The organism is Albidovulum sp., from assembly GCF_008933605.1.
Taxonomy (GTDB): Bacteria; Pseudomonadota; Alphaproteobacteria; order Rhodobacterales; family Rhodobacteraceae; genus Albidovulum.
In genome coordinates, this window is the sequence record NZ_WBUS01000009.1 from 16,650 (window position 1) to 34,950 (window position 18,301).

The 18,301-nt window shown below is 66.1% G+C and carries 13 protein-coding genes; all 13 read right to left on the minus strand.

Translation table 11 applies throughout. The features are described from left to right. Positions 1–11: 11 nt before the first annotated feature. Positions 12–320, minus strand: coding sequence for a 30S ribosomal protein S10 (gene rpsJ, locus F9K34_RS02455; protein ID WP_013066043.1), 309 nt, complete (start codon positions 318–320; stop codon positions 12–14). Positions 321–396: 76 nt separating this feature from the next. Continuing rightward, the gene (gene tuf, locus F9K34_RS02460) at positions 397–1,572 is read right to left on the minus strand and encodes an elongation factor Tu (protein WP_291335051.1); all 1,176 of its coding nucleotides are present in this window, start codon (positions 1,570–1,572) and stop codon (positions 397–399) included. Positions 1,573–1,654: 82 nt separating this feature from the next. Beyond that, the gene (gene fusA / locus F9K34_RS02465) at positions 1,655–3,778 is read right to left on the minus strand and encodes an elongation factor G (RefSeq protein WP_291335053.1); all 2,124 of its coding nucleotides are present in this window, start codon (positions 3,776–3,778) and stop codon (positions 1,655–1,657) included. A 25-nt stretch (positions 3,779–3,803) separates the two neighbouring features. Next, the gene (gene rpsG, locus F9K34_RS02470; RefSeq protein WP_291335055.1) at positions 3,804–4,274 is read right to left on the minus strand and encodes a 30S ribosomal protein S7; all 471 of its coding nucleotides are present in this window, start codon (positions 4,272–4,274) and stop codon (positions 3,804–3,806) included. Positions 4,275–4,286: 12 nt separating this feature from the next. After that, a complete protein-coding gene (gene rpsL / locus F9K34_RS02475; protein WP_263340580.1) occupies positions 4,287–4,658 on the minus strand; it encodes a 30S ribosomal protein S12 in 372 nt (123 codons plus the stop codon). Between the two features lie 275 nt (positions 4,659–4,933). Continuing rightward, positions 4,934–5,626: a phosphatase PAP2 family protein gene (locus F9K34_RS02480; protein WP_291335058.1), complete on the minus strand. Its 693-nt coding sequence runs from the start codon at positions 5,624–5,626 to the stop codon at positions 4,934–4,936. Next, positions 5,613–7,040, minus strand: a complete 1,428-nt coding sequence (locus F9K34_RS02485) for an ArnT family glycosyltransferase (protein ID WP_291335060.1) — start codon at positions 7,038–7,040, stop codon at positions 5,613–5,615. Before F9K34_RS02485 ends, F9K34_RS02480 begins: the two co-directional genes overlap by 14 nt. Further along, positions 7,033–7,344, minus strand: a complete 312-nt coding sequence (locus F9K34_RS02490; RefSeq protein WP_291335062.1) for a lipid-A-disaccharide synthase N-terminal domain-containing protein — start codon at positions 7,342–7,344, stop codon at positions 7,033–7,035. The genes F9K34_RS02485 and F9K34_RS02490 overlap by 8 nt, the downstream gene beginning before the upstream one ends. Position 7,345: 1 nt before the next feature. Further along, the gene (locus F9K34_RS02495) at positions 7,346–8,068 is read right to left on the minus strand and encodes a glycosyltransferase family 2 protein (protein WP_291335064.1); all 723 of its coding nucleotides are present in this window, start codon (positions 8,066–8,068) and stop codon (positions 7,346–7,348) included. Between the two features lie 81 nt (positions 8,069–8,149). Continuing rightward, complete coding sequence (locus F9K34_RS02500; protein WP_291335066.1) at positions 8,150–9,058, minus strand: DMT family transporter; 909 nt, start codon at positions 9,056–9,058, stop codon at positions 8,150–8,152. A gap of 107 nt (positions 9,059–9,165) precedes the next feature. Then, positions 9,166–13,422: a DNA-directed RNA polymerase subunit beta' gene (gene rpoC, locus F9K34_RS02505; protein WP_291335068.1), complete on the minus strand. Its 4,257-nt coding sequence runs from the start codon at positions 13,420–13,422 to the stop codon at positions 9,166–9,168. Between the two features lie 48 nt (positions 13,423–13,470). Then, the gene (gene rpoB / locus F9K34_RS02510; protein ID WP_291335070.1) at positions 13,471–17,604 is read right to left on the minus strand and encodes a DNA-directed RNA polymerase subunit beta; all 4,134 of its coding nucleotides are present in this window, start codon (positions 17,602–17,604) and stop codon (positions 13,471–13,473) included. Between the two features lie 257 nt (positions 17,605–17,861). Continuing rightward, positions 17,862–18,242 (minus strand): 50S ribosomal protein L7/L12, encoded by a 381-nt coding sequence (gene rplL / locus F9K34_RS02515; RefSeq protein WP_291335072.1) that lies wholly within the window; start codon positions 18,240–18,242, stop codon positions 17,862–17,864. Between the last annotated feature and the right edge of the window lie 59 nt (positions 18,243–18,301).

Genomic DNA, 18,301 nt, shown 5'->3' on the forward strand with positions numbered 1-18,301 from the left:
CAGTGCCCTCCTCAGACCTTGATCTCGACGTCGACGCCGGCGGCGAGGTCGAGCTTCATCAGCGCGTCCACCGTCTGGGGCGTCGGATCGACGATGTCGAGAAGCCGCTTGTGGGTGCGGATTTCCCACTGGTCGCGCGACTTCTTGTCGATGTGCGGACCGCGGAGAACCGTGAACTTCTCGATCTTGTTCGGCAGCGGGATCGGCCCGCGGACCTGGGCGCCCGTGCGCTTGGCCGTGTTCACGATTTCCTGCGTGCTGGCGTCGAGCACGCGGTAATCGAAGGCCTTGAGCCGGATGCGGATATTCTGACCACTCATTTCTCTCGCCTCTTGCGGGGCTTTCAGTTGAGAGGCAGACGGGGCCTCATGCCCCGCCTGCTTCGAACCGTTCTTGTTACTTCAGGATCTTCGAGACGACGCCGGCGCCGACGGTGCGGCCGCCCTCGCGGATGGCGAAGCGCAGCTTTTCCTCCATCGCGATCGGCGCGATGAGTTCCACCTCGAACTTCAGGTTGTCGCCCGGCATCACCATCTCGGTGCCCTCGGGAAGCTTCACCGTCCCGGTCACGTCCGTCGTGCGGAAGTAGAACTGCGGACGGTAGTTGGCGAAGAACGGCGTGTGCCGCCCGCCCTCCTCCTTCGTCAGGATATAGGCCTCCGCCTCGAAATGCGTGTGCGGCTTCACCGAGCCGGGCTTGCAGAGCACCTGGCCCCGCTCCACGCCGTCACGGTCGATCCCGCGCAGGAGCGCGCCGATGTTGTCGCCCGCCTCGCCCCGGTCGAGAAGCTTGCGGAACATCTCAACGCCGGTGCAGGTCGACTTCTGCGTCGCCCGGATGCCGACGATCTCGACCTCGTCGCCGACGTTGATCACGCCGCGCTCCACCCGGCCCGTCACCACCGTGCCGCGGCCCGAGATCGAGAACACGTCCTCGATCGGCATCAGGAACGGCTGGTCGATCGGGCGGTCCGGCGTCGGGATGTACTCGTCCACCGCGTCCATCAGCGCGCGGATCGACGACTCGCCGATCTCCGGACGCTCGCCGATCAGCGCCTGGTGCGCCGAGCCCTTGATGATCGGGATGTCGTCGCCGGGGAAGTCGTAGGACGACAGAAGCTCCCGCAGCTCCATCTCCACCAGCTCGATCAGCTCCTCGTCGTCGACAAGGTCGATCTTGTTCATGTACACGACCAGCGCCGGAACCCCCACCTGGCGCGCCAGGAGAATGTGCTCCCGCGTCTGCGGCATCGGGCCGTCCGAGGCCGCGCAGACGAGGATACCCCCATCCATCTGCGCCGCGCCCGTGATCATGTTCTTCACGTAGTCCGCGTGGCCGGGGCAGTCCACATGCGCGTAGTGACGCTTCGCCGTCTCGTATTCCACATGCGCCGTCGAGATCGTGATCCCCCGCGCCTTCTCCTCCGGCGCCGCGTCGATCTGGTCATACGCCTTGAACTCGCCGAAATACTTCGTGATCGCCGCCGTCAGCGTCGTCTTGCCGTGGTCAACGTGGCCGATCGTCCCCACGTTCACGTGCGGTTTCGTCCGTTCAAACTTTGCCTTTGCCATGATGGCCTCCTGTTTCGTTCGGTGATGCCAGGGTGAACCCCGGCCTACGGGCTGGTAGGGCGGGGCTCACCCCGCCACACCGTCATGCGTATTTCTTCTGGATCTCGTCCGAGATGTTTTGCGGCACGGCGTCGTAGTGGTCGAACTGCATCGTGAACACCGCGCGGCCCGAGGACATCGAACGCAGGTTGTTGATGTAGCCGAACATGTTGGCAAGCGGCACCATGGCGTTGATCACGTTGGCGTTGCCGCGGCTGTCCTGGCCCTGCACCATGCCCCGGCGCGAGGTCAGGTCGCCGATGATGCCGCCGGTGTATTCCTCCGGCGTCACCACCTCTACCTTCATGATCGGCTCCAGGAGCTTGGCGCCGGCCTTCTTCAGGCCCTCGCGCATCGCCGCACGGGACGCGATCTCGAACGCCAGCACCGAGGAGTCGACGTCGTGGAACGCGCCGTCGATCAGCGCCACCTTGAAGTCGATCACCGGGAAGCCGGCGAGCGGACCACTGTCCATGACCGACTTGATGCCCTTCTCGACGCCGGGGACGTACTCCTTCGGCACCGCGCCGCCGACGATCTTCGATTCGAACGAGTAGCCGACGCCGGGTTCCACCGGGGTGATCACCAGCTTCACGCGGGCGAACTGGCCCGTGCCGCCGGTCTGCTTCTTGTGGGTGTAGTCGATCTCGGCCTCGCGGCTGATCGTCTCGCGGTAGGCGACCTGCGGGGCGCCGATGTTCGCCTCGACCTTGAACTCCCGCTTCATCCGGTCGACGAGGATGTCGAGGTGAAGTTCGCCCATGCCCTTCATGATGGTCTGGCCCGATTCCAGGTCGGTCTCGACGCGGAAAGATGGATCTTCGGCAGCCAGGCGCGCGAGGGCGAGGCCCATCTTTTCCTGGTCGGCCTTCGACTTCGGCTCCACGGCGATCTCGATCACCGGCTCGGGGAAGGTCATGGTCTCGAGCACCACCGGCTTCGCGGGATCGCAGAGCGTGTCGCCGGTCGTCGTCTCCTTCAGGCCGGCGAGCGCGATGATGTCGCCCGCGAAGGCTTCGTCGATCTCTTCCCGGTTGATGGCGTGCATCATCATCATCCGGCCGACGCGCTCGCGCTTGCCCTTCGTGGAGTTCATCATCTGGTCGCCCTTCTTGAGCTGACCGGAATAGATGCGGGTAAACGTCAGCGAGCCGACGAACGGGTCGTTCATGATCTTGAACGCCAGCGCCGAGAACGGCGAGGCGTCGTCCGCCGGGCGCTCGATGTTGCGCTCCTCGGACTCGTCATCGGGGGCGAAGCCCTTCAGGACCGGAACGTCGACCGGCGACGGCAGGAAGTCGATGACCGCGTTCAGAAGCGGCTGGACGCCCTTGTTCTTGAAGGACGAGCCCGCGAGGACGGGGAAGAACGTCAGCGACAGCGTGCCCTTGCGGATCAGCTTGCGCAGCGTGTCCACATCCGGCTCGTTGCCTTCGAGATAGGCTTCCATCGCCTCGTCGTCGAGTTCGACGGCGAGCTCGATCATCTTGCCGCGCCATTCCTCGGCAAGATCTTTCATGTCGTCGCGGATAGGCTGACGGACCCAGCTCGCGCCGAGGTCTTCGCCCTTCCAGACCCACTCTTCCATCTTGACGAGGTCGACGATGCCTTCGAGCTTGTCCTCGGCACCGATCGGCAGGGCGACCGGGCAGGGAGTGCCGCCGGTGCGCTCCTTGATCATCTTCACGCAGTTGAAGAAGTCGGCGCCGATCTTGTCCATCTTGTTGACGAAGACGATCCGCGGAACCTTGTAGCGGTCGGCCTGGCGCCACACGGTCTCGGTCTGCGGCTCCACGCCGGCGTTGGCGTCGAGAAGGCAGATCGCACCGTCGAGCACGGCGAGCGAGCGTTCGACCTCGATCGTGAAGTCGACGTGGCCGGGCGTGTCGATGATGTTGAACCGGTACTTGGTGTCCGAGGTGCCGTCGACGCTGGGATCTTCCTGGCGCTGCCAAAAGGTCGTGGTCGCAGCCGAGGTGATGGTGATGCCGCGCTCCTGCTCCTGCTCCATCCAGTCCATCGTCGCGGCGCCGTCATGCACCTCGCCGATCTTGTGGGACTTGCCGGTGTAATAGAGGATCCGCTCGGTCGTGGTGGTCTTGCCCGCGTCGATGTGGGCCATGATCCCGAAGTTGCGGTATCGGTTGAGGGGATAAGCGCGTGCCATCGTATTCGTCCTCGCTGCCGCCGGATTACCAGCGGTAATGGCTGAACGCCTTGTTGGCGTCGGCCATCTTGTGGGTGTCTTCGCGTTTCTTGACCGCGGTGCCGCGTCCGTTGACGGCATCGGCCAGTTCGGCGGCCAGACGCTCTTCCATCGTGTTCTCGTTGCGGTTCTTCGCGGCGGTGATCAGCCAGCGGATCGCCAGCGCCTCGCGGCGCTCGGGGCGAACCTCGACGGGCACCTGGTAGGTCGCGCCGCCGACGCGGCGGGAGCGGACCTCGAGCGAGGGCTTCACGTTGTCGAGCGCCTCGTGGAAGCATTCGACCGGGGACCGCTTCAGCCGGCCTTCGACCCGCTCGAGCGCGTTATAGACGATGCGCTCGGCGACCGACTTCTTGCCGTCCACCATCAGGTTGTTCATGAATTTCGTCAGCACCCGGTCGCCGTACTTGGCATCGGGCAGGACTTCGCGCTTTTCGGCAGCGTGACGACGCGACATCTGGTGATCTCCTTACTTCGGACGCTTCGCGCCGTATTTCGAGCGACGCTGGCGGCGGTCCTTGACGCCCTGCGTATCGAGCACACCGCGGAGGATGTGGTAGCGCACGCCCGGAAGGTCCTTCACCCGGCCGCCGCGGATCAGGACCACGGAGTGTTCCTGCAGGTTGTGCTTCTCGCCGGGAATGTAGCTGATCACCTCGAAGCCGTTCGTGAGACGGACTTTCGCCACCTTCCGCATGGCCGAGTTCGGCTTCTTCGGCGTGGTGGTGTAGACGCGGGTGCACACACCGCGCTTCTGCGGGCAGGATTCCAGGTGCTGCGACTTGGATTTCTGCGGCTTCGCTTCCCGGGGCTTCCGGATCAGCTGTTGGATCGTCGGCATTAACTCTCGCCCTATCTTGCAACCCGATCGACGTTCGCCCGTCAGCGACGTTCCCGGGGGCTTTCGCTCATCTGCGTGCCTTGCGCGTCCGCAAAACACCAAAACCGCATTCGTCCCCTGCGCGGGGGCGACGCGGTGGAATTCCAGAGGATCGGGGCTGGTGCCCGGATCGTGACCACTTCAGTTCTGATACCCGCCCACGCGCAATACACCCGTGGCCGAGTGCGGGCCGTATAGGGGGAGTCGCGGGGGTTGTCAACACGGGCTCTCGGCCCTCAGCGCCCCTTCAGCAGGAGCCGGTGAAGGCCCAGCGCCAAGGCCAGAACAAGGAGCACGGCGAAGATCGTGTCCGAAAGGAAATGCCGCCCCGTCATGATCCTCAGTGCGAGCCCGGTTGCGGGCAGGACCAGGCCCGCAAGCGCATAGAGCGCGAAGGCCCGGCGTGGGAAAAGCCGCCAGGCATCGGGCGCAAGAACCACGAAGGCAAGGAGAAGCGCGGTCGCCGCCGAGCCCTCGCCCGAGACGAAGGAGCAGTTGGCCACGCACTGGTCGGCCGGAAGCCAGGGCGGCGTGAAGGTGGCCGCCCCGCCGAACTCCGCCACATCAACCGGGCGGGCGCGGCCCCAGTAGGTCTTGAGCACGCCGTTGACGAGGAGGATCGGCCCAAGAAGGTAGAGAAGGAAGATGAACCCCGCCTCGCGCGCATCGACGCCGAGAAGCGGCCGGCGCGCGACGGCGAAGCCGAGCGCCAGGATGGAGAAGGCGAAGACGGCGATGGAGAGGTCCCATATGCCGTTGCGCACCGCCTCGATCCAGGGGTTTCGCGCCAGCCAGAACCCCTCCCCCGCGCGGTGGAACCAGCCCGAGACGGTGAGGTCGATCCGCGGAAAGACCGCGAAGACGCCAAGCGCGGCGATGGTCAGGAGGGCGAGCGCGATGGCGGCCTTGCCGTGGTCAAGGCGCGGCATTGGCGCAATCCGCGGTAAGGCGCCAGGCGGCGAGGTCCATCCTGGCGTAGGCCCCGTGCGCGGTGTCGAACCCGGCAACCGGCGGGTCGAAGGCGCAGTCGGGGGCAGCCGCCGCGACGAAGAGGACGGGCATCGGCCCCGCGCCGAGAGGATGGGTCTGCTCGTAATAGTTCTGGGCCCGCCCTTGCGGCGCCGGCGCGGCGAAGGTGAGACCCGAGGCGCGGCCAGTGTGGAAGAGATCGGCGAGGATGTCGCGGTTGGCACTGACGACGGTCGTCAGCCCCGCCCCCTCGGCCGCGGCGATGATCTGCCGGCTGAGGTCGGACCGGCCGAGGTAACGGGCCAGCAGCGGCTCGCCCCGCCATGCCGGCCATGGTGCGAGCACGACCAGGACGGGCAACAGGACCGAGATCGATCCGTTCACCGCCAGCGACACCGGCAGGAGCCGCGGCGCTCGGGCGAGAAGCACACCCACCGCCAGCACGGTGCCTGCGAAATAGGCCGCAAGCGCCCAGTTGGCATAGGCCTTGTCGAGAACCGCCTGGACCGAGACGATCAGAAGCGGCGGTGCCGAGATGAGGGCCAGCGCCCGAAGGGCGGGTTCGCCGGGCCGGACATATCCCCAGAGAAGCGCCACGAAGACGACGGGTCCCGCGACGGCGAACTGCGCGAGGAGGAACTCCGCCAGCCCGGCGGGGTTCAGGCCGGAAAACCAGCTCTCCCCGCGCACCCAGCCGACGTTGTCCATCGTGTGCGCCACGGTCGCCAGTCCGTTCCCGATGTTCCACAGGACGTTCGGCAGGATGGTCGCGGCGAAGCCCAGGGCGAGCGCCAGGGCGGCACGGGGCGGGATGCGGACGGCGGGCACGAAAACCGCCGCCAATCCAAGGCCGATGAGGAGATAGATCGCGGCATATTTTGCCAGGAAGGCACATCCCGCGAGCACGCCCGCCAGCATTGCCGGACCGGCCCGACCGGTCTCGGCCGCCCTGAGATTGAACAGGAGCGCCGCCGCCAGGAAGGGCGCCATCACCGTGTCGGTGGAAAAGAGGAGCGAGCCGAGCGCCGCCATCGGCAGGGTGAGGTAGGTCACGGCCGTCCAGAGGGCCGCCCGGGCATCGAGAAGCCGCGCCGCCACGCCGCCAAGGAGAAGCGCCGTCGCCCCGTGAAGGACCGCACCCGGCAGGCGCACGAAGAAGGCCGCGTCGGAGCCGAACAGCCCCGTCACGCCGCGGATCACCCAGGCGATGAGCGGCGGCTTGGAATAGTAGCCCAGATCGAGGTTCCGCCCCCAGAGCCAGTACTGGCTTTCGTCGACGAAAAGGTCCGTCTGGCCGAACCAGAGGGCAACCAGACGCAGCGCCGTGACCAGGGCGACGATGGCCGCCGCGGGGCCGAACCAGCCCCTAGCCAAGCCCGTTCTCCCGCGCTTCCCGGTGGATGAGAACGAGGTTCCTGAGATAGATGAAGACGCCGAGCGACTGACCGAGGATGAAGACCGGATCGCGCCGGTAGATGGCATAGGCCAAAAGGATCAGCCCGCCCGCGAGCGAGAAGTACCAGAACACGACCGGCATCACCGACCTGCGCGCCCGTTCCGAGGCAATCCACTGGACGAGGAAGCGGCCGGTGAACATGAGCTGGCCGAACAGGCCGAAGGCGACCCACCAGAACTCGGTCCCGCTTTCGACATGGAGGATGGCGAAGAGCCGCTCCATCCTAGGCCCCCTCCCTCGGACGGGATTTCTTCTTCCGCCGGATGAGCCACATCACCCCGAGAAGGTCGATCGCGCCGACAAAGCCCCGCTGGAGGTTGCTGTAATGCGAGCGGCCCGCGTGGCGTGGCGCGTGGGCGACATCGGTATGCGCGACCGCCCAGCCATCGCGGGCGAAGAGCGCGGGCAGGTACCGGTGCATGTGGTTGAAGAAGGGGAGACGCAGGAACCCCTCGCGCCGGAAGGCCTTGAGCCCGCAGCCGGTGTCGCGGGTGCCGTCCTTGAGCGCCTTCGCGCGGATCCAGTTGGCGAAGCGCGAGGCGAGCTTCTTCGAGGCCGTGTCCTGCCGCCCGACGCGCTGTCCGGCCACGAGCCCGATCCGGTCGGACCCGGGCGCCAGCAAGGGGGCGAGAAGCTTCGGCAGTTCCGACGGCGGGTTCTGGCCATCGGCGTCGAGCGTGCAGACGATTCCGCCCCGTGCTGCCAGCACGCCGGAATGGACGGCAGCACTCTGCCCGCCCGAGACATCATGGCGGATCAGCCGCAGGTTCGGACGCGACTGCATCCGGGCGCGGATCACCTCGGCCGTGGCGTCGGTCGAGCCATCATCGACGACGAGCACCTCGTAGCCGTCCTGCGCGGCCATCGCCGCCTCGATGCCGTCGAGCAGCAGGGGGAGGTTTTCGGCCTCGTCCTTCGCGGGAATGACGATGGAGATGGTGACCATGGGTCTCGCTTCCCGGCCTGCGGTCCGCCTGTTGACGCCGGGCGGTCGTACTTCACGCAAGCCCGGTTGTAAATGTGGCGCTCAGCGAAGCCGCAAGGCCGGCGCGTCCGGCATGGCGACGGACCGGCCGAGCCGGCGTTCGCGGTGGAAGCTGTAGATGCCCGTCAGGATCACGATGCCGGCACCGGCGAGCGTCAGCGTGTCGGGCAACTGCCCGAAGGCCGCCCAGCCGAGGCCGATCGCCGCGATGAGCGCGGTATAACGGAAGGGCGCGACGAGGCTGATCTCGCCCACCCGCATCGCCATGACGATCAGCAGATAGCCGGCGATGAGGCAGGTCGCCGCGGTCGCGACCAGCGCCGCCTCCGCCGCCCCGACCGGCGCCCACCCACCGAAGGGCACGAGCGCGGCCCCGGTGAGCGTGACCGAAACCGCGGCGGTCACGGCGACGGTGACGGAGGGAAGCGCGCTCGACATGCGCCGCGTGGTCAGGTCGCGCAGGACGACGAAGGCCACCGAGGCGATGCCGACGAGCGCCCAGCGGTCGAAGCCCGCGGTGCCGGGGCGCACGATGAGGAGGACGCCGGCGAAGCCGACGGCAATGGCGGTGAAGCGGCGCCAGCCCACCGGCTCGCGCAGGAGGAGTGCCGCCGCCAGCGTGACGGCGAGCGGCAGGAACTGCAGGATCGCCGAGAGGTTGGCGAGCGGCATGTGGCGCAGGGCTGACAGGAAGGTCAGCGTGCCGCCGACCTCGCCGAGGGTACGCAGGAAAAGCCACTTGCGGTCGCTCGCCTGCATGGCGAAGCGGAGGCTGCCCATGTGCCAGCCGATGGCCAGAAGTGCGATCGTGGCGAACACGCCGCGCAGGAACATCGCCTGGTAGAGCGGCAGCGCCTGCGTCACCGCCTTCATGCAGGCGTCGTTCACGGTGAAGGCCGTCATCGCAACGCTCATGTAGATCGCGCCGCGCGCGTTCTCGGACAACGGCATTGGGCCTCCCCGACTGCGCCCGCCGGGGCGCGCGCCTCGTTGTCGCTTGGCCGGTGGGAAAAGAAAACCCCCGCCGAAGCGGGGGATTTCAGGCTTTCCGGTTGCGATCAGCCCTCGCGGCTCTCGTAGGTGTCCACGAGCCCGCTGTCGGCGTCGATCTCGATCACGTCGTCGAGCACGGTCTCCGACGGCGCCACCAGTGCCGCCGCCCGCTCGGCCTCGGCCCGGCGCTGCTCGATCACCTTCTGGTCGCGGTCATGGGCGATCTTGCGCACGCGCATCGTCGCCCCACCGGTGCCCGCCGGGATCAGGCGGCCGACGATCACGTTCTCCTTCAGGCCGACAAGCGTGTCGCGCTTGCCCTGCACGGCGGCCTCGGTGAGGACGCGCGTGGTCTCCTGGAAGGACGCCGCCGAGATGAACGACCGGGTCTGCAGCGAGGCCTTGGTGATGCCGAGCAGAACCGGTTCGCCCGTCGCCGGCTTTGCGCTCCGCGCGATGACCTTGTCGTTCTCCTCGTCGAACTCCGCCTTGTCGACGTGCTCGCCCTTCAGCAGCGTCGTCTCGCCCGAATCGAGGATCTCGATCTTCTGCAGCATCTGGCGGACGATCACCTCGATGTGCTTGTCGTTGATCTTCACGCCCTGGAGCCGGTAGACGTCCTGCACCTCGTCGATGAGGTAGTCGGCCAGCGCCTCGATCCCCATGATCCGCAGGATGTCGTGCGGTGCCGGGTTGCCGTCCATGATGTAGTCGCCCTTCTGCACGAAGTCGCCTTCCTGCACAGGGATGTGCTTGCCCTTCGGCACCATGTACTCGACCGGATGCATCGTCTCGTCGGTCGGCTCGATGGTGATGCGGCGCTTGTTCTTGTAGTCCTTGCCGAAGCGCACATAGCCGTCGATCTCGGCGATGATGGCGTGATCCTTCGGACGCCGGGCCTCGAACAGTTCCGCCACGCGGGGAAGACCCCCGGTGATGTCCTTGGTCTTGGCGCCCTCGCGCGGGATACGCGCCACCACGTCGCCCGCCCGGATCTCCTGCCCGTCCTCGATCGAGAGGATGGCGTCGACGGACATCGGATAGCTGACGGGGTTGCCCGCATCGTTGCGCACCGGTTCGCCCGTCCCCGGATCCATGACGATGATCTCGGGCTTGAGGTCGCTGCCGCGCGGCGCGGTGCGCCAGTCGGTGACGATCTTCTGGGTCATGCCCGTAGCCTCGTCGGTCTCGTCGCGGACCGAGATGCCCGAGACGAGGTCGACGAACTTCGCCACGCCCGCCTTCTCGGCGATGATCGGCAGGGTGTAGGGATCCCACTCGAAGAGCTTGGTGCCGCGCTTGACGGCCTGGCCGTCCTTCACGTGGATCTTCGCACCGTAGCTCACCTTGTGGCTCGCCCGTTCCTGGCCCGCCTCGTCGAGGATGGCGACCTGCATGTTGCGGCCGGTCACGATCTGCTCACCGCTGGCATTCTCCAGCAGGTTCGCGTTTCGGAACTCGACCTTGCCTTCCTGGCTCGCTTCCAGGAAGGACTGCTGGCCGCCCTGGGCGATGCCGCCGATGTGGAAGGTCCGCATCGTCAGCTGCGTGCCCGGCTCGCCGATCGACTGCGCGGCGATGATGCCCACCGCCTCGCCGATGTTGACGAGCGTGCCGCGGGCGAGGTCGCGCCCGTAGCACATGGCGCAGACGCCTTCCTCGGCCTCGCAGGTCAGCGCCGAACGGATCCGCACCGAAACGACGCCCGCGGCTTCCACCGCCTCGGACTTGCGCTCGTCGATCAGTTCGCCCCGGCGGACGATGATCTCGTCCGTGCCCGGCACCATCACGTCGTCGGCGGCGACACGGCCGAGGATGCGTTCGGACAGCGGGCTGACCACTTCACCGTCGTTGACCGCGGCCGAGGCCGTGATCGCACGGTCGGTGCCGCAGTCCGGCAGGCGGATGATGCAGTCCTGCGCCACATCGACCAGGCGGCGGGTCAGGTAACCCGAGTTCGCCGTCTTCAGCGCCGTGTCGGCCAGACCCTTCCGCGCGCCGTGCGTCGAGTTGAAGTACTCGAGCACCGTGAGGCCTTCCTTGAAGTTCGAGATGATCGGCGTCTCGATGATCTCTCCGCTCGGCTTGGCCATCAGGCCGCGCATCCCGCCGAGCTGCTTCATCTGCGCCGGCGAGCCCCGCGCACCGGAGTGCGACATCATGTAGACCGAGTTCGGTTCCTTCTCGGCGCCGGCGTCGTCGACGCGCAGCGACGAGATTTCCTTCATCATCTCCGCCGCGACGGCATCGGAGCATTTCGACCAGGCATCGACGACCTTGTTGTACTTCTCACCCTGGGTGATCAGGCCGTCCATGTACTGCTGTTCGAATTCCTTCACCTGATCGCGGACCTCGTTGACGATGGTCCACTTCTTCTCGGGGATGACCATGTCATCCTTGCCGAAGGAAATGCCGGCCTTGAAGGCTTCGCGGAAGCCGAGCCCCATGATCTGGTCGCAGAAGATCACCGATTCCTTCTGGCCGCAGTAGCGGTAGACGGTGTCGATGACGTTCTGCACGTCCTTCTTCCTGAGAAGCCGGTTCACGAGCTCGAACGGCGCCTTTGCGTTCAGCGGCAGGAGCGCGCCTAGGCGGACGCGGCCCGGCGTCGTCTGGTAGCGCTTCCACACCTCGTTGCCTTCGGCATCGATCTGCTTCACGCGCGCGGTGATCCTGGAATGCAGATGCACCTCGCCCGCGTCGAGCGCGTGCTGCACCTCGTCGGCATCGGCGAAGACCATGCCTTCGCCCTTCATGCCCTTGCGCTCCATCGACACGTAGTAAAGACCCAGGACCATGTCCTGCGACGGCACGATGATCGGCGCGCCGTTGGCGGGGCTCAGCACGTTGTTGGTCGACATCATCAGGACGCGTGCTTCGAGCTGCGCTTCGAGCGACAGCGGAACGTGCACGGCCATCTGATCGCCGTCGAAGTCGGCGTTGAAGGCCGAGCAGACCAGCGGGTGAAGCTGGATCGCCTTGCCCTCAATGAGCGTCGGCTCGAACGCCTGGATGCCCAGGCGGTGCAGGGTCGGCGCGCGGTTCAAGAGGACGGGGTGTTCGCGGATCACTTCATCCAGGATGTCCCAGACCTCCGGGCGCTCCTTCTCCACCAGCTTCTTCGCCTGCTTGACGGTCGAAGAGAGGCCCTTCGCCTCCAGCCGCGAGTAGATGAACGGCTTGAAGAGTTCGAGCGCCATCTTCTTCGGCAGGCCGCACTGATGGAGCTTCAGTTCCGGGCCGGTCACGATGACCGAGCGGCCCGAGAAGTCCACGCGCTTGCCGAGGAGGTTCTGGCGGAACCGGCCCTGCTTGCCCTTGAGCATGTCCGAGAGCGACTTCAGCGGGCGCTTGTTGGCCCCCGTGATGACGCGGCCGCGGCGACCGTTGTCGAAGAGCGCATCGACCGATTCCTGCAGCATCCGCTTTTCGTTGCGGACGATGATGTCGGGCGCGCGCAACTCGATCAGCCGCTTGAGGCGGTTGTTGCGGTTGATGACGCGGCGGTAAAGGTCGTTGAGGTCCGACGTGGCGAAGCGGCCGCCGTCCAGCGGCACCAGCGGGCGCAGTTCCGGCGGGATGACCGGGATAACCGTCAGCACCATCCATTCCGGCCGGTTGCCCGACTCGAGGAAGTTCTCGACGATCTTCAGCCGCTTGATGATCTTCTTCGGCTTCAACTCCCCGGTCGCCTCCTTCAGTTCCTCGCGGAGCTGTTCGGCGGTGGCCTCCAGATCAATGGCCGCCAGCATCTCGCGGATCGCCTCGGCGCCGATATTGGCGGTGAAGGCGTCGGCGCCGTACTGGTCCTGCGCGTCGAGAAATTCCTCCTCGGTCAGGAGCTGGCCGTAGGTGAGGTCCGTCAGGCCCGGCTCGATGACGACGTAGTTCTCGAAGTAGAGGATGCGCTCGAGGTCGCGCAGCGTCATGTCGAGCATGAGGCCGATCCGGCTCGGCAGCGACTTCAGGAACCAGATGTGGGCGACGGGGGCGGCGAGCTCGATATGGCCCATCCGCTCGCGGCGCACCTTCTGGAGCGTCACCTCGACGCCGCATTTCTCGCAGACGACGCCGCGATACTTCATGCGCTTGTACTTGCCGCAGAGGCATTCGTAGTCCTTTATCGGCCCGAAGATGCGGGCGCAGAAGAGCCCGTCCCGCTCTGGCTTGAACGTGCGGTAGTTGATCGTCTCGGGCTTCTTGATCTCGCCGTAGGACCAGCTGAGGATGCGCTCGGGCGAGGCGAGCGAGATCTTGATCTCGTCGAACTGCTTCGGCGCGGCCAGCGGGTTGAACGGGTTGTTGGTCAGTTCCTGGTTCATCTTGCGTCCTTCAGATCAGGGGATGGGATAGCGAGGGCGGGGCCGCCCTCACTCCTCCTCCGCATCCAGGAGTTCCATGTTGAGGCCGAGGCCCCGCACTTCCTTGACGAGCACGTTGAAAGATTCCGGCACGCCGGCCTCGAAGTTGTCCTCGCCCTTGACGATCGACTCGTAAACCTTGGTCCGGCCCGCGACGTCGTCCGACTTGACGGTGAGCATCTCCTGCAGGGTGTAGGCGGCGCCATAGGCCTCCAGCGCCCAGACCTCCATTTCCCCGAAACGCTGGCCGCCGAACTGGGCCTTGCCGCCCAGAGGCTGCTGCGTGACGAGGCTGTAGGGCCCGGTCGAGCGCGCGTGGATCTTGTCGTCGACGAGGTGATGAAGCTTCAGCAGATACTTCACGCCGACCGTCACCTTGCGCTGGAACCGCTCGCCCGTGCGGCCGTCGAAGAGGTCCGACTGGCCCGAGACGTCGAAGCCCGCGCGCAGGAGTGCATCGTTCACGTCCGCCTCCTTGGCGCCATCGAAGACGGGCGTGGCGATCGGCACGCCGCGGCGAACCGTCTCCGCCCGTTCGACCAGCGTCCCCTCGTCGAGGTCCGAGAAGGCTTCGTCATAGGCTTCGTCGCCGTAGCCATGCTTCAGCGCGTCGCGCACCGGGGTCAGGTCGCCGGTCCGCCGGTAGTCCTGCAGCGCCTCGTCGATCTTGAGCCCGAGGCCGCGCGCAGCCCAGCCCATATGCGTCTCGAGGATCTGGCCGACGTTCATGCGCGACGGCACGCCGAGCGGGTTAAGCACCATGTCGACCGGGGTGCCATCGCCGAGGAACGGCATGTCCTCGATCGGCACGACCTTGGAAACGACACCCTTGTTGCCATGGCGGCCGGCCATCTTGTCGCCCGGCTGCAGCTTGCGCTTCACCGCGACGAAGACCTTGACCATCTTCATCACGCCCGGGGGCAAATCGTCGCCACGGCGCACCTTCTCGACCTTGTCCTCGAAACGGTGCTCAAGCGTGCGCTTCTGTGCCTCGAACTGGGCATTCAGCGCCTCGACCTCCTGGGCGTCCTTCTCTTCGGCGAGAGCGAGCTGCCACCACTGGCCGCGGCTGAGCGACTCCAGCAGTTCCTCGTCGATCACCGCATTCGGCTTGATGCCCTTCGGCCCCTTCACCGCGGTCTTGCCGAGGATCATGGACTTCAGACGCGCATAGATGTTGCGCTCGAGGATGGCGAGCTCGTCGTCGCGGTCGCGGGCGAGGCGTTCGACTTCCTCGCGCTCGATCTGAAGGGCCCGCTCGTCCTTGTCGACGCCGTGGCGGTTGAAGACCCGCACTTCGACGACCGTGCCGAAATCGCCCGGCGGCAGCCGGAGCGAGGTGTCGCGCACGTCCGAGGCCTTCTCGCCGAAGATGGCGCGCAAGAGCTTCTCCTCCGGCGTCATCGGGCTTTCGCCCTTGGGCGTGATCTTGCCAACCAGGATGTCGCCCGGTCCGACTTCGGCGCCGATATAGACGATGCCGGCCTCGTCGAGGTTGCGCAGCGCTTCCTCGCCGACGTTCGGGATATCGCGGGTGATCTCTTCCGGCCCGAGCTTGGTATCGCGGGCGGCGACCTCGTATTCCTCGATATGGATCGAGGTGAAGACGTCGTCGCGCACGATGCGCTCGGAAATCAGGATCGAGTCCTCGTAGTTGTAGCCGTTCCACGGCATGAAGGCGACGATGACGTTCTTGCCGAGCGCCAGTTCCCCCATCTCGGTCGAGGGGCCATCGGCGATGACGTCGCCCTTGCCGACCCTGTCACCCACCTTCACCAGCGGGCGCTGGTTGATGCAGGTGTTCTGGTTCGACCGCTGGAACTTGCGCAGACGGTAGATGTCGACGCCGGCGTCGCCGATTTCCAGGTCTTCGGTCGCGCGGATGACGATCCGGGTGGCATCAACCTGGTCGATCACCCCGCCGCGGCGGGCAACGATCGCCGCGCCGGAATCGAGCGCGACCTTGGCCTCGATGCCCGTGCCGACGAAGGGCGCGTCAGCCTGAAGCAGCGGCACCGCCTGGCGCTGCATGTTCGAGCCCATGAGGGCGCGGTTGGCGTCGTCGTTCTCGAGGAACGGGATCAGCGAGGCCGCGACCGAGACGAGCTGTTTCGGCGACACGTCGATCAGGTCGACCTGCTCGCGCGGCGCCAACGTGTACTCGCCGGCCTGGCGCGTCGAGACGAGCTCGTTGATGAAATTGCCCTTCTCGTCGAGCGTCGCGTTGGCCTGGGCCACCGTGTGGCGCATCTCTTCGGTCGCGGACATGTATTGCACGTCGTCGGTGACCTGGCCGTCCTTGACCTTGCGGTAGGGGGTCTCGATGAAGCCGTACTTGTTCACCCGCGCGAAGGTGGCGAGCGAGTTGATCAGACCGATGTTCGGGCCTTCCGGCGTCTCGATCGGGCACATCCGTCCGTAGTGCGTCGGGTGCACGTCGCGCACCTCGAAGCCCGCGCGCTCCCGCGTCAGACCACCGGGCCCGAGCGCCGAGAGGCGCCGCTTGTGCGTCACCTCGGAGAGCGGGTTGGTCTGGTCCATGAACTGCGAGAGCTGCGAGGAGCCGAAGAACTCCCGCACCGCCGCCGCCGCGGGCTTGGCGTTGATCAGGTCCTGCGGCATCACCGTGTCGATCTCGACCGAGGACATGCGCTCCTTGATGGCGCGCTCCATGCGGAGAAGACCCACGCGGTACTGGTTTTCCATCAGTTCGCCCACCGACCGGACCCGGCGGTTGCCGAGGTGGTCGATGTCGTCGATCTCGCCCTTGCCGTCGCGCAGTTCCACCAGCGCCTTGACACAGGCCACGATGTCCTCGCGGTCGAGCGTGCGCTGGGTGTCGGGCTTGCCGAGGTCCAGGCGCATGTTCATCTTGACCCGGCCGACGGCCGAGAGGTCATAGCGCTCGCGGTCGAAGAAGAGCGTATCGAAGAGCGCGGACGCGGCCTCCACCGTCGGCGGCTCGCCCGGGCGCATGACCCGGTAGATGTCCATGAGCGCCGTATCGCGGTTCCAGTTCTTGTCCGCGGCCATGGTGTTGCGGATGTAGGGGCCGACGTTGACGTTGTCGATGTCGAGCACCGGGATCGTGGTGATGCCGTTGTCGAGCAGGACCTTCAGCGTGCCGCCCGAGACCTCGCCGTCGCGGTCGAGCGTCTGGGTGATCTCGTCGCCGGCCTCGACATAGATCGCGCCGGTGGCCTCGTTGATGATGTCCTTCGCCACATAGCGGCCGACGATGTGATCGAAGGGCACCAGAAGCTCCGTCACCTTGGCGTCGTCAATCCACTTCTTGACCATCCGCGGCGTGGCCTTGTCGCCCGCCTTGCAGATCACCTCGCCCGTCCCCGCGTCCACGAGGTCATAGGTCGGGCGCGTGCCGCGGACACGCTCGGGGAAGAACCGGGTCACCCAGCCCTTGTTCTTCACCAGCTTGAACTCGACCGTGTTGTAGTAGGCATCCATGATGCCTTCCTGGTCGAGTCCGAGCGCGTAAAGCAGCGTCGTCACCGGCAGCTTGCGGCGCCGGTCGATGCGCGCGAAGACGATGTCCTTGGCGTCGAACTCGAAGTCGAGCCACGAGCCGCGATAGGGAATGATCCGGCAGGCGAACAGGAGCTTGCCCGATGAATGGGTCTTGCCCTTGTCGTGGTCGAAAAACACGCCGGGGCTGCGGTGCATCTGGGAAACAATGACCCGCTCGGTGCCATTGACGATGAAGGTGCCGTTCGGCGTCATGAGCGGCATGTCGCCCATGTAGACATCCTGTTCCTTGATGTCCTTCACCGAGCGCGCGCCGGTATCCTCGTCGACATCGAACACGATCAGGCGCAGCGTCACCTTGAGCGGCGCGGCATAGGTCATGTCGCGGGTCTGGCATTCGTCCACGTCGTACTTCGGCTTCTCGAGCTCGTACTTCACGAACTCGAGGATCGCGTTCTCGTTGAAATCCTTGATCGGAAAGACCGACTGGAAAACGCCCTGGATCCCCTCCCCGTCGGCCGGCTTGTCGCCGTCGCCCGACTTCAGGAAGAGGTCGTAGGAGGATTTCTGAACCTCGATGAGGTTCGGCATCTCGAGGACTTCGCGGATCTTGCCAAAGTATCTGCGGATACGCTTCTGGCCAACGGTCGCCTGCGCCATGCTCGTCGTCACCTTTCGTCGCTTCGCGGGGGCGGCACCGTCGGGGTCACGGGGCCGCGCCGCTTCTGGACAAGGGGGGTCGGTTCCATACCTGCCACCCGTCCCACCGGATGGCTCCCGAACCGTCAACCGCGCCTTGGAAGAGGCACCCCGGCACCGCCCGCGGATGCCCCTTCCAAGACAGGTCAGGCCGGGCCCGGGAAGCGCCCCGGGCCCAGCCGATTTCAGCGATCAGAGTGCCGGGGCACCCTGCCCGATCACTTGAGCTCGACCTTGGCGCCAGCCGCCTCGAGCTTCTTCTTGATGTCTTCGGCCTCGGCCTTCGCCGCACCTTCCTTGACCTTGCCGCCGGCCTCGACGAGGTCCTTGGCTTCCTTCAGGCCGAGACCGGTGATCGCGCGGACTTCCTTGATCACGTTGATCTTGTTCGCGCCGGCATCGGTCAGCACGACGTCGAACTCGGTCTTCTCTTCCACGGCTTCGGCGGCAGCGCCGCCCGCGGCCGGGCCGGCCATCATGACGGCGCCACCGGCGGCCGGCTCGATGCCGTACTTGTCCTTGAGGATGGTTTTCAGTTCTTGCGCCTGAAGGAGGGTCAGACCCACGATTTCTTCGGCGAGTTTGTTCAGATCAGCCATTTCTCTCATCCGTTCCTAGCTATGTGTTCCAACGTCGGGTTTCATCCCCACGAAGGCAC

What these genes read in the sequence shown, in the direction of transcription:
- rpoC (WP_291335068.1), bottom strand. Translation starts at nt 13,422, where the DNA reads ATGAACCAGGAACTGACCAACAACCCGTTCAACCCGCTGGCCGCGCCG.
- tuf (WP_291335051.1), bottom strand. Translation starts at nt 1,572, where the DNA reads ATGGCAAAGGCAAAGTTTGAACGGACGAAACCGCACGTGAACGTGGGG.
- F9K34_RS02500 (WP_291335066.1), bottom strand. Translation starts at nt 9,058, where the DNA reads ATGCCGTTGTCCGAGAACGCGCGCGGCGCGATCTACATGAGCGTTGCG.
- rpsJ (WP_013066043.1), bottom strand. Translation starts at nt 320, where the DNA reads ATGAGTGGTCAGAATATCCGCATCCGGCTCAAGGCCTTCGATTACCGC.
- fusA (WP_291335053.1), bottom strand. Translation starts at nt 3,778, where the DNA reads ATGGCACGCGCTTATCCCCTCAACCGATACCGCAACTTCGGGATCATG.
- rpsG (WP_291335055.1), bottom strand. Translation starts at nt 4,274, where the DNA reads ATGTCGCGTCGTCACGCTGCCGAAAAGCGCGAAGTCCTGCCCGATGCC.
- F9K34_RS02495 (WP_291335064.1), bottom strand. Translation starts at nt 8,068, where the DNA reads ATGGTCACCATCTCCATCGTCATTCCCGCGAAGGACGAGGCCGAAAAC.
- F9K34_RS02490 (WP_291335062.1), bottom strand. Translation starts at nt 7,344, where the DNA reads ATGGAGCGGCTCTTCGCCATCCTCCATGTCGAAAGCGGGACCGAGTTC.
- rplL (WP_291335072.1), bottom strand. Translation starts at nt 18,242, where the DNA reads ATGGCTGATCTGAACAAACTCGCCGAAGAAATCGTGGGTCTGACCCTC.
- rpsL (WP_263340580.1), bottom strand. Translation starts at nt 4,658, where the DNA reads ATGCCGACGATCCAACAGCTGATCCGGAAGCCCCGGGAAGCGAAGCCG.
- rpoB (WP_291335070.1), bottom strand. Translation starts at nt 17,604, where the DNA reads ATGGCGCAGGCGACCGTTGGCCAGAAGCGTATCCGCAGATACTTTGGC.
- F9K34_RS02480 (WP_291335058.1), bottom strand. Translation starts at nt 5,626, where the DNA reads ATGCCGCGCCTTGACCACGGCAAGGCCGCCATCGCGCTCGCCCTCCTG.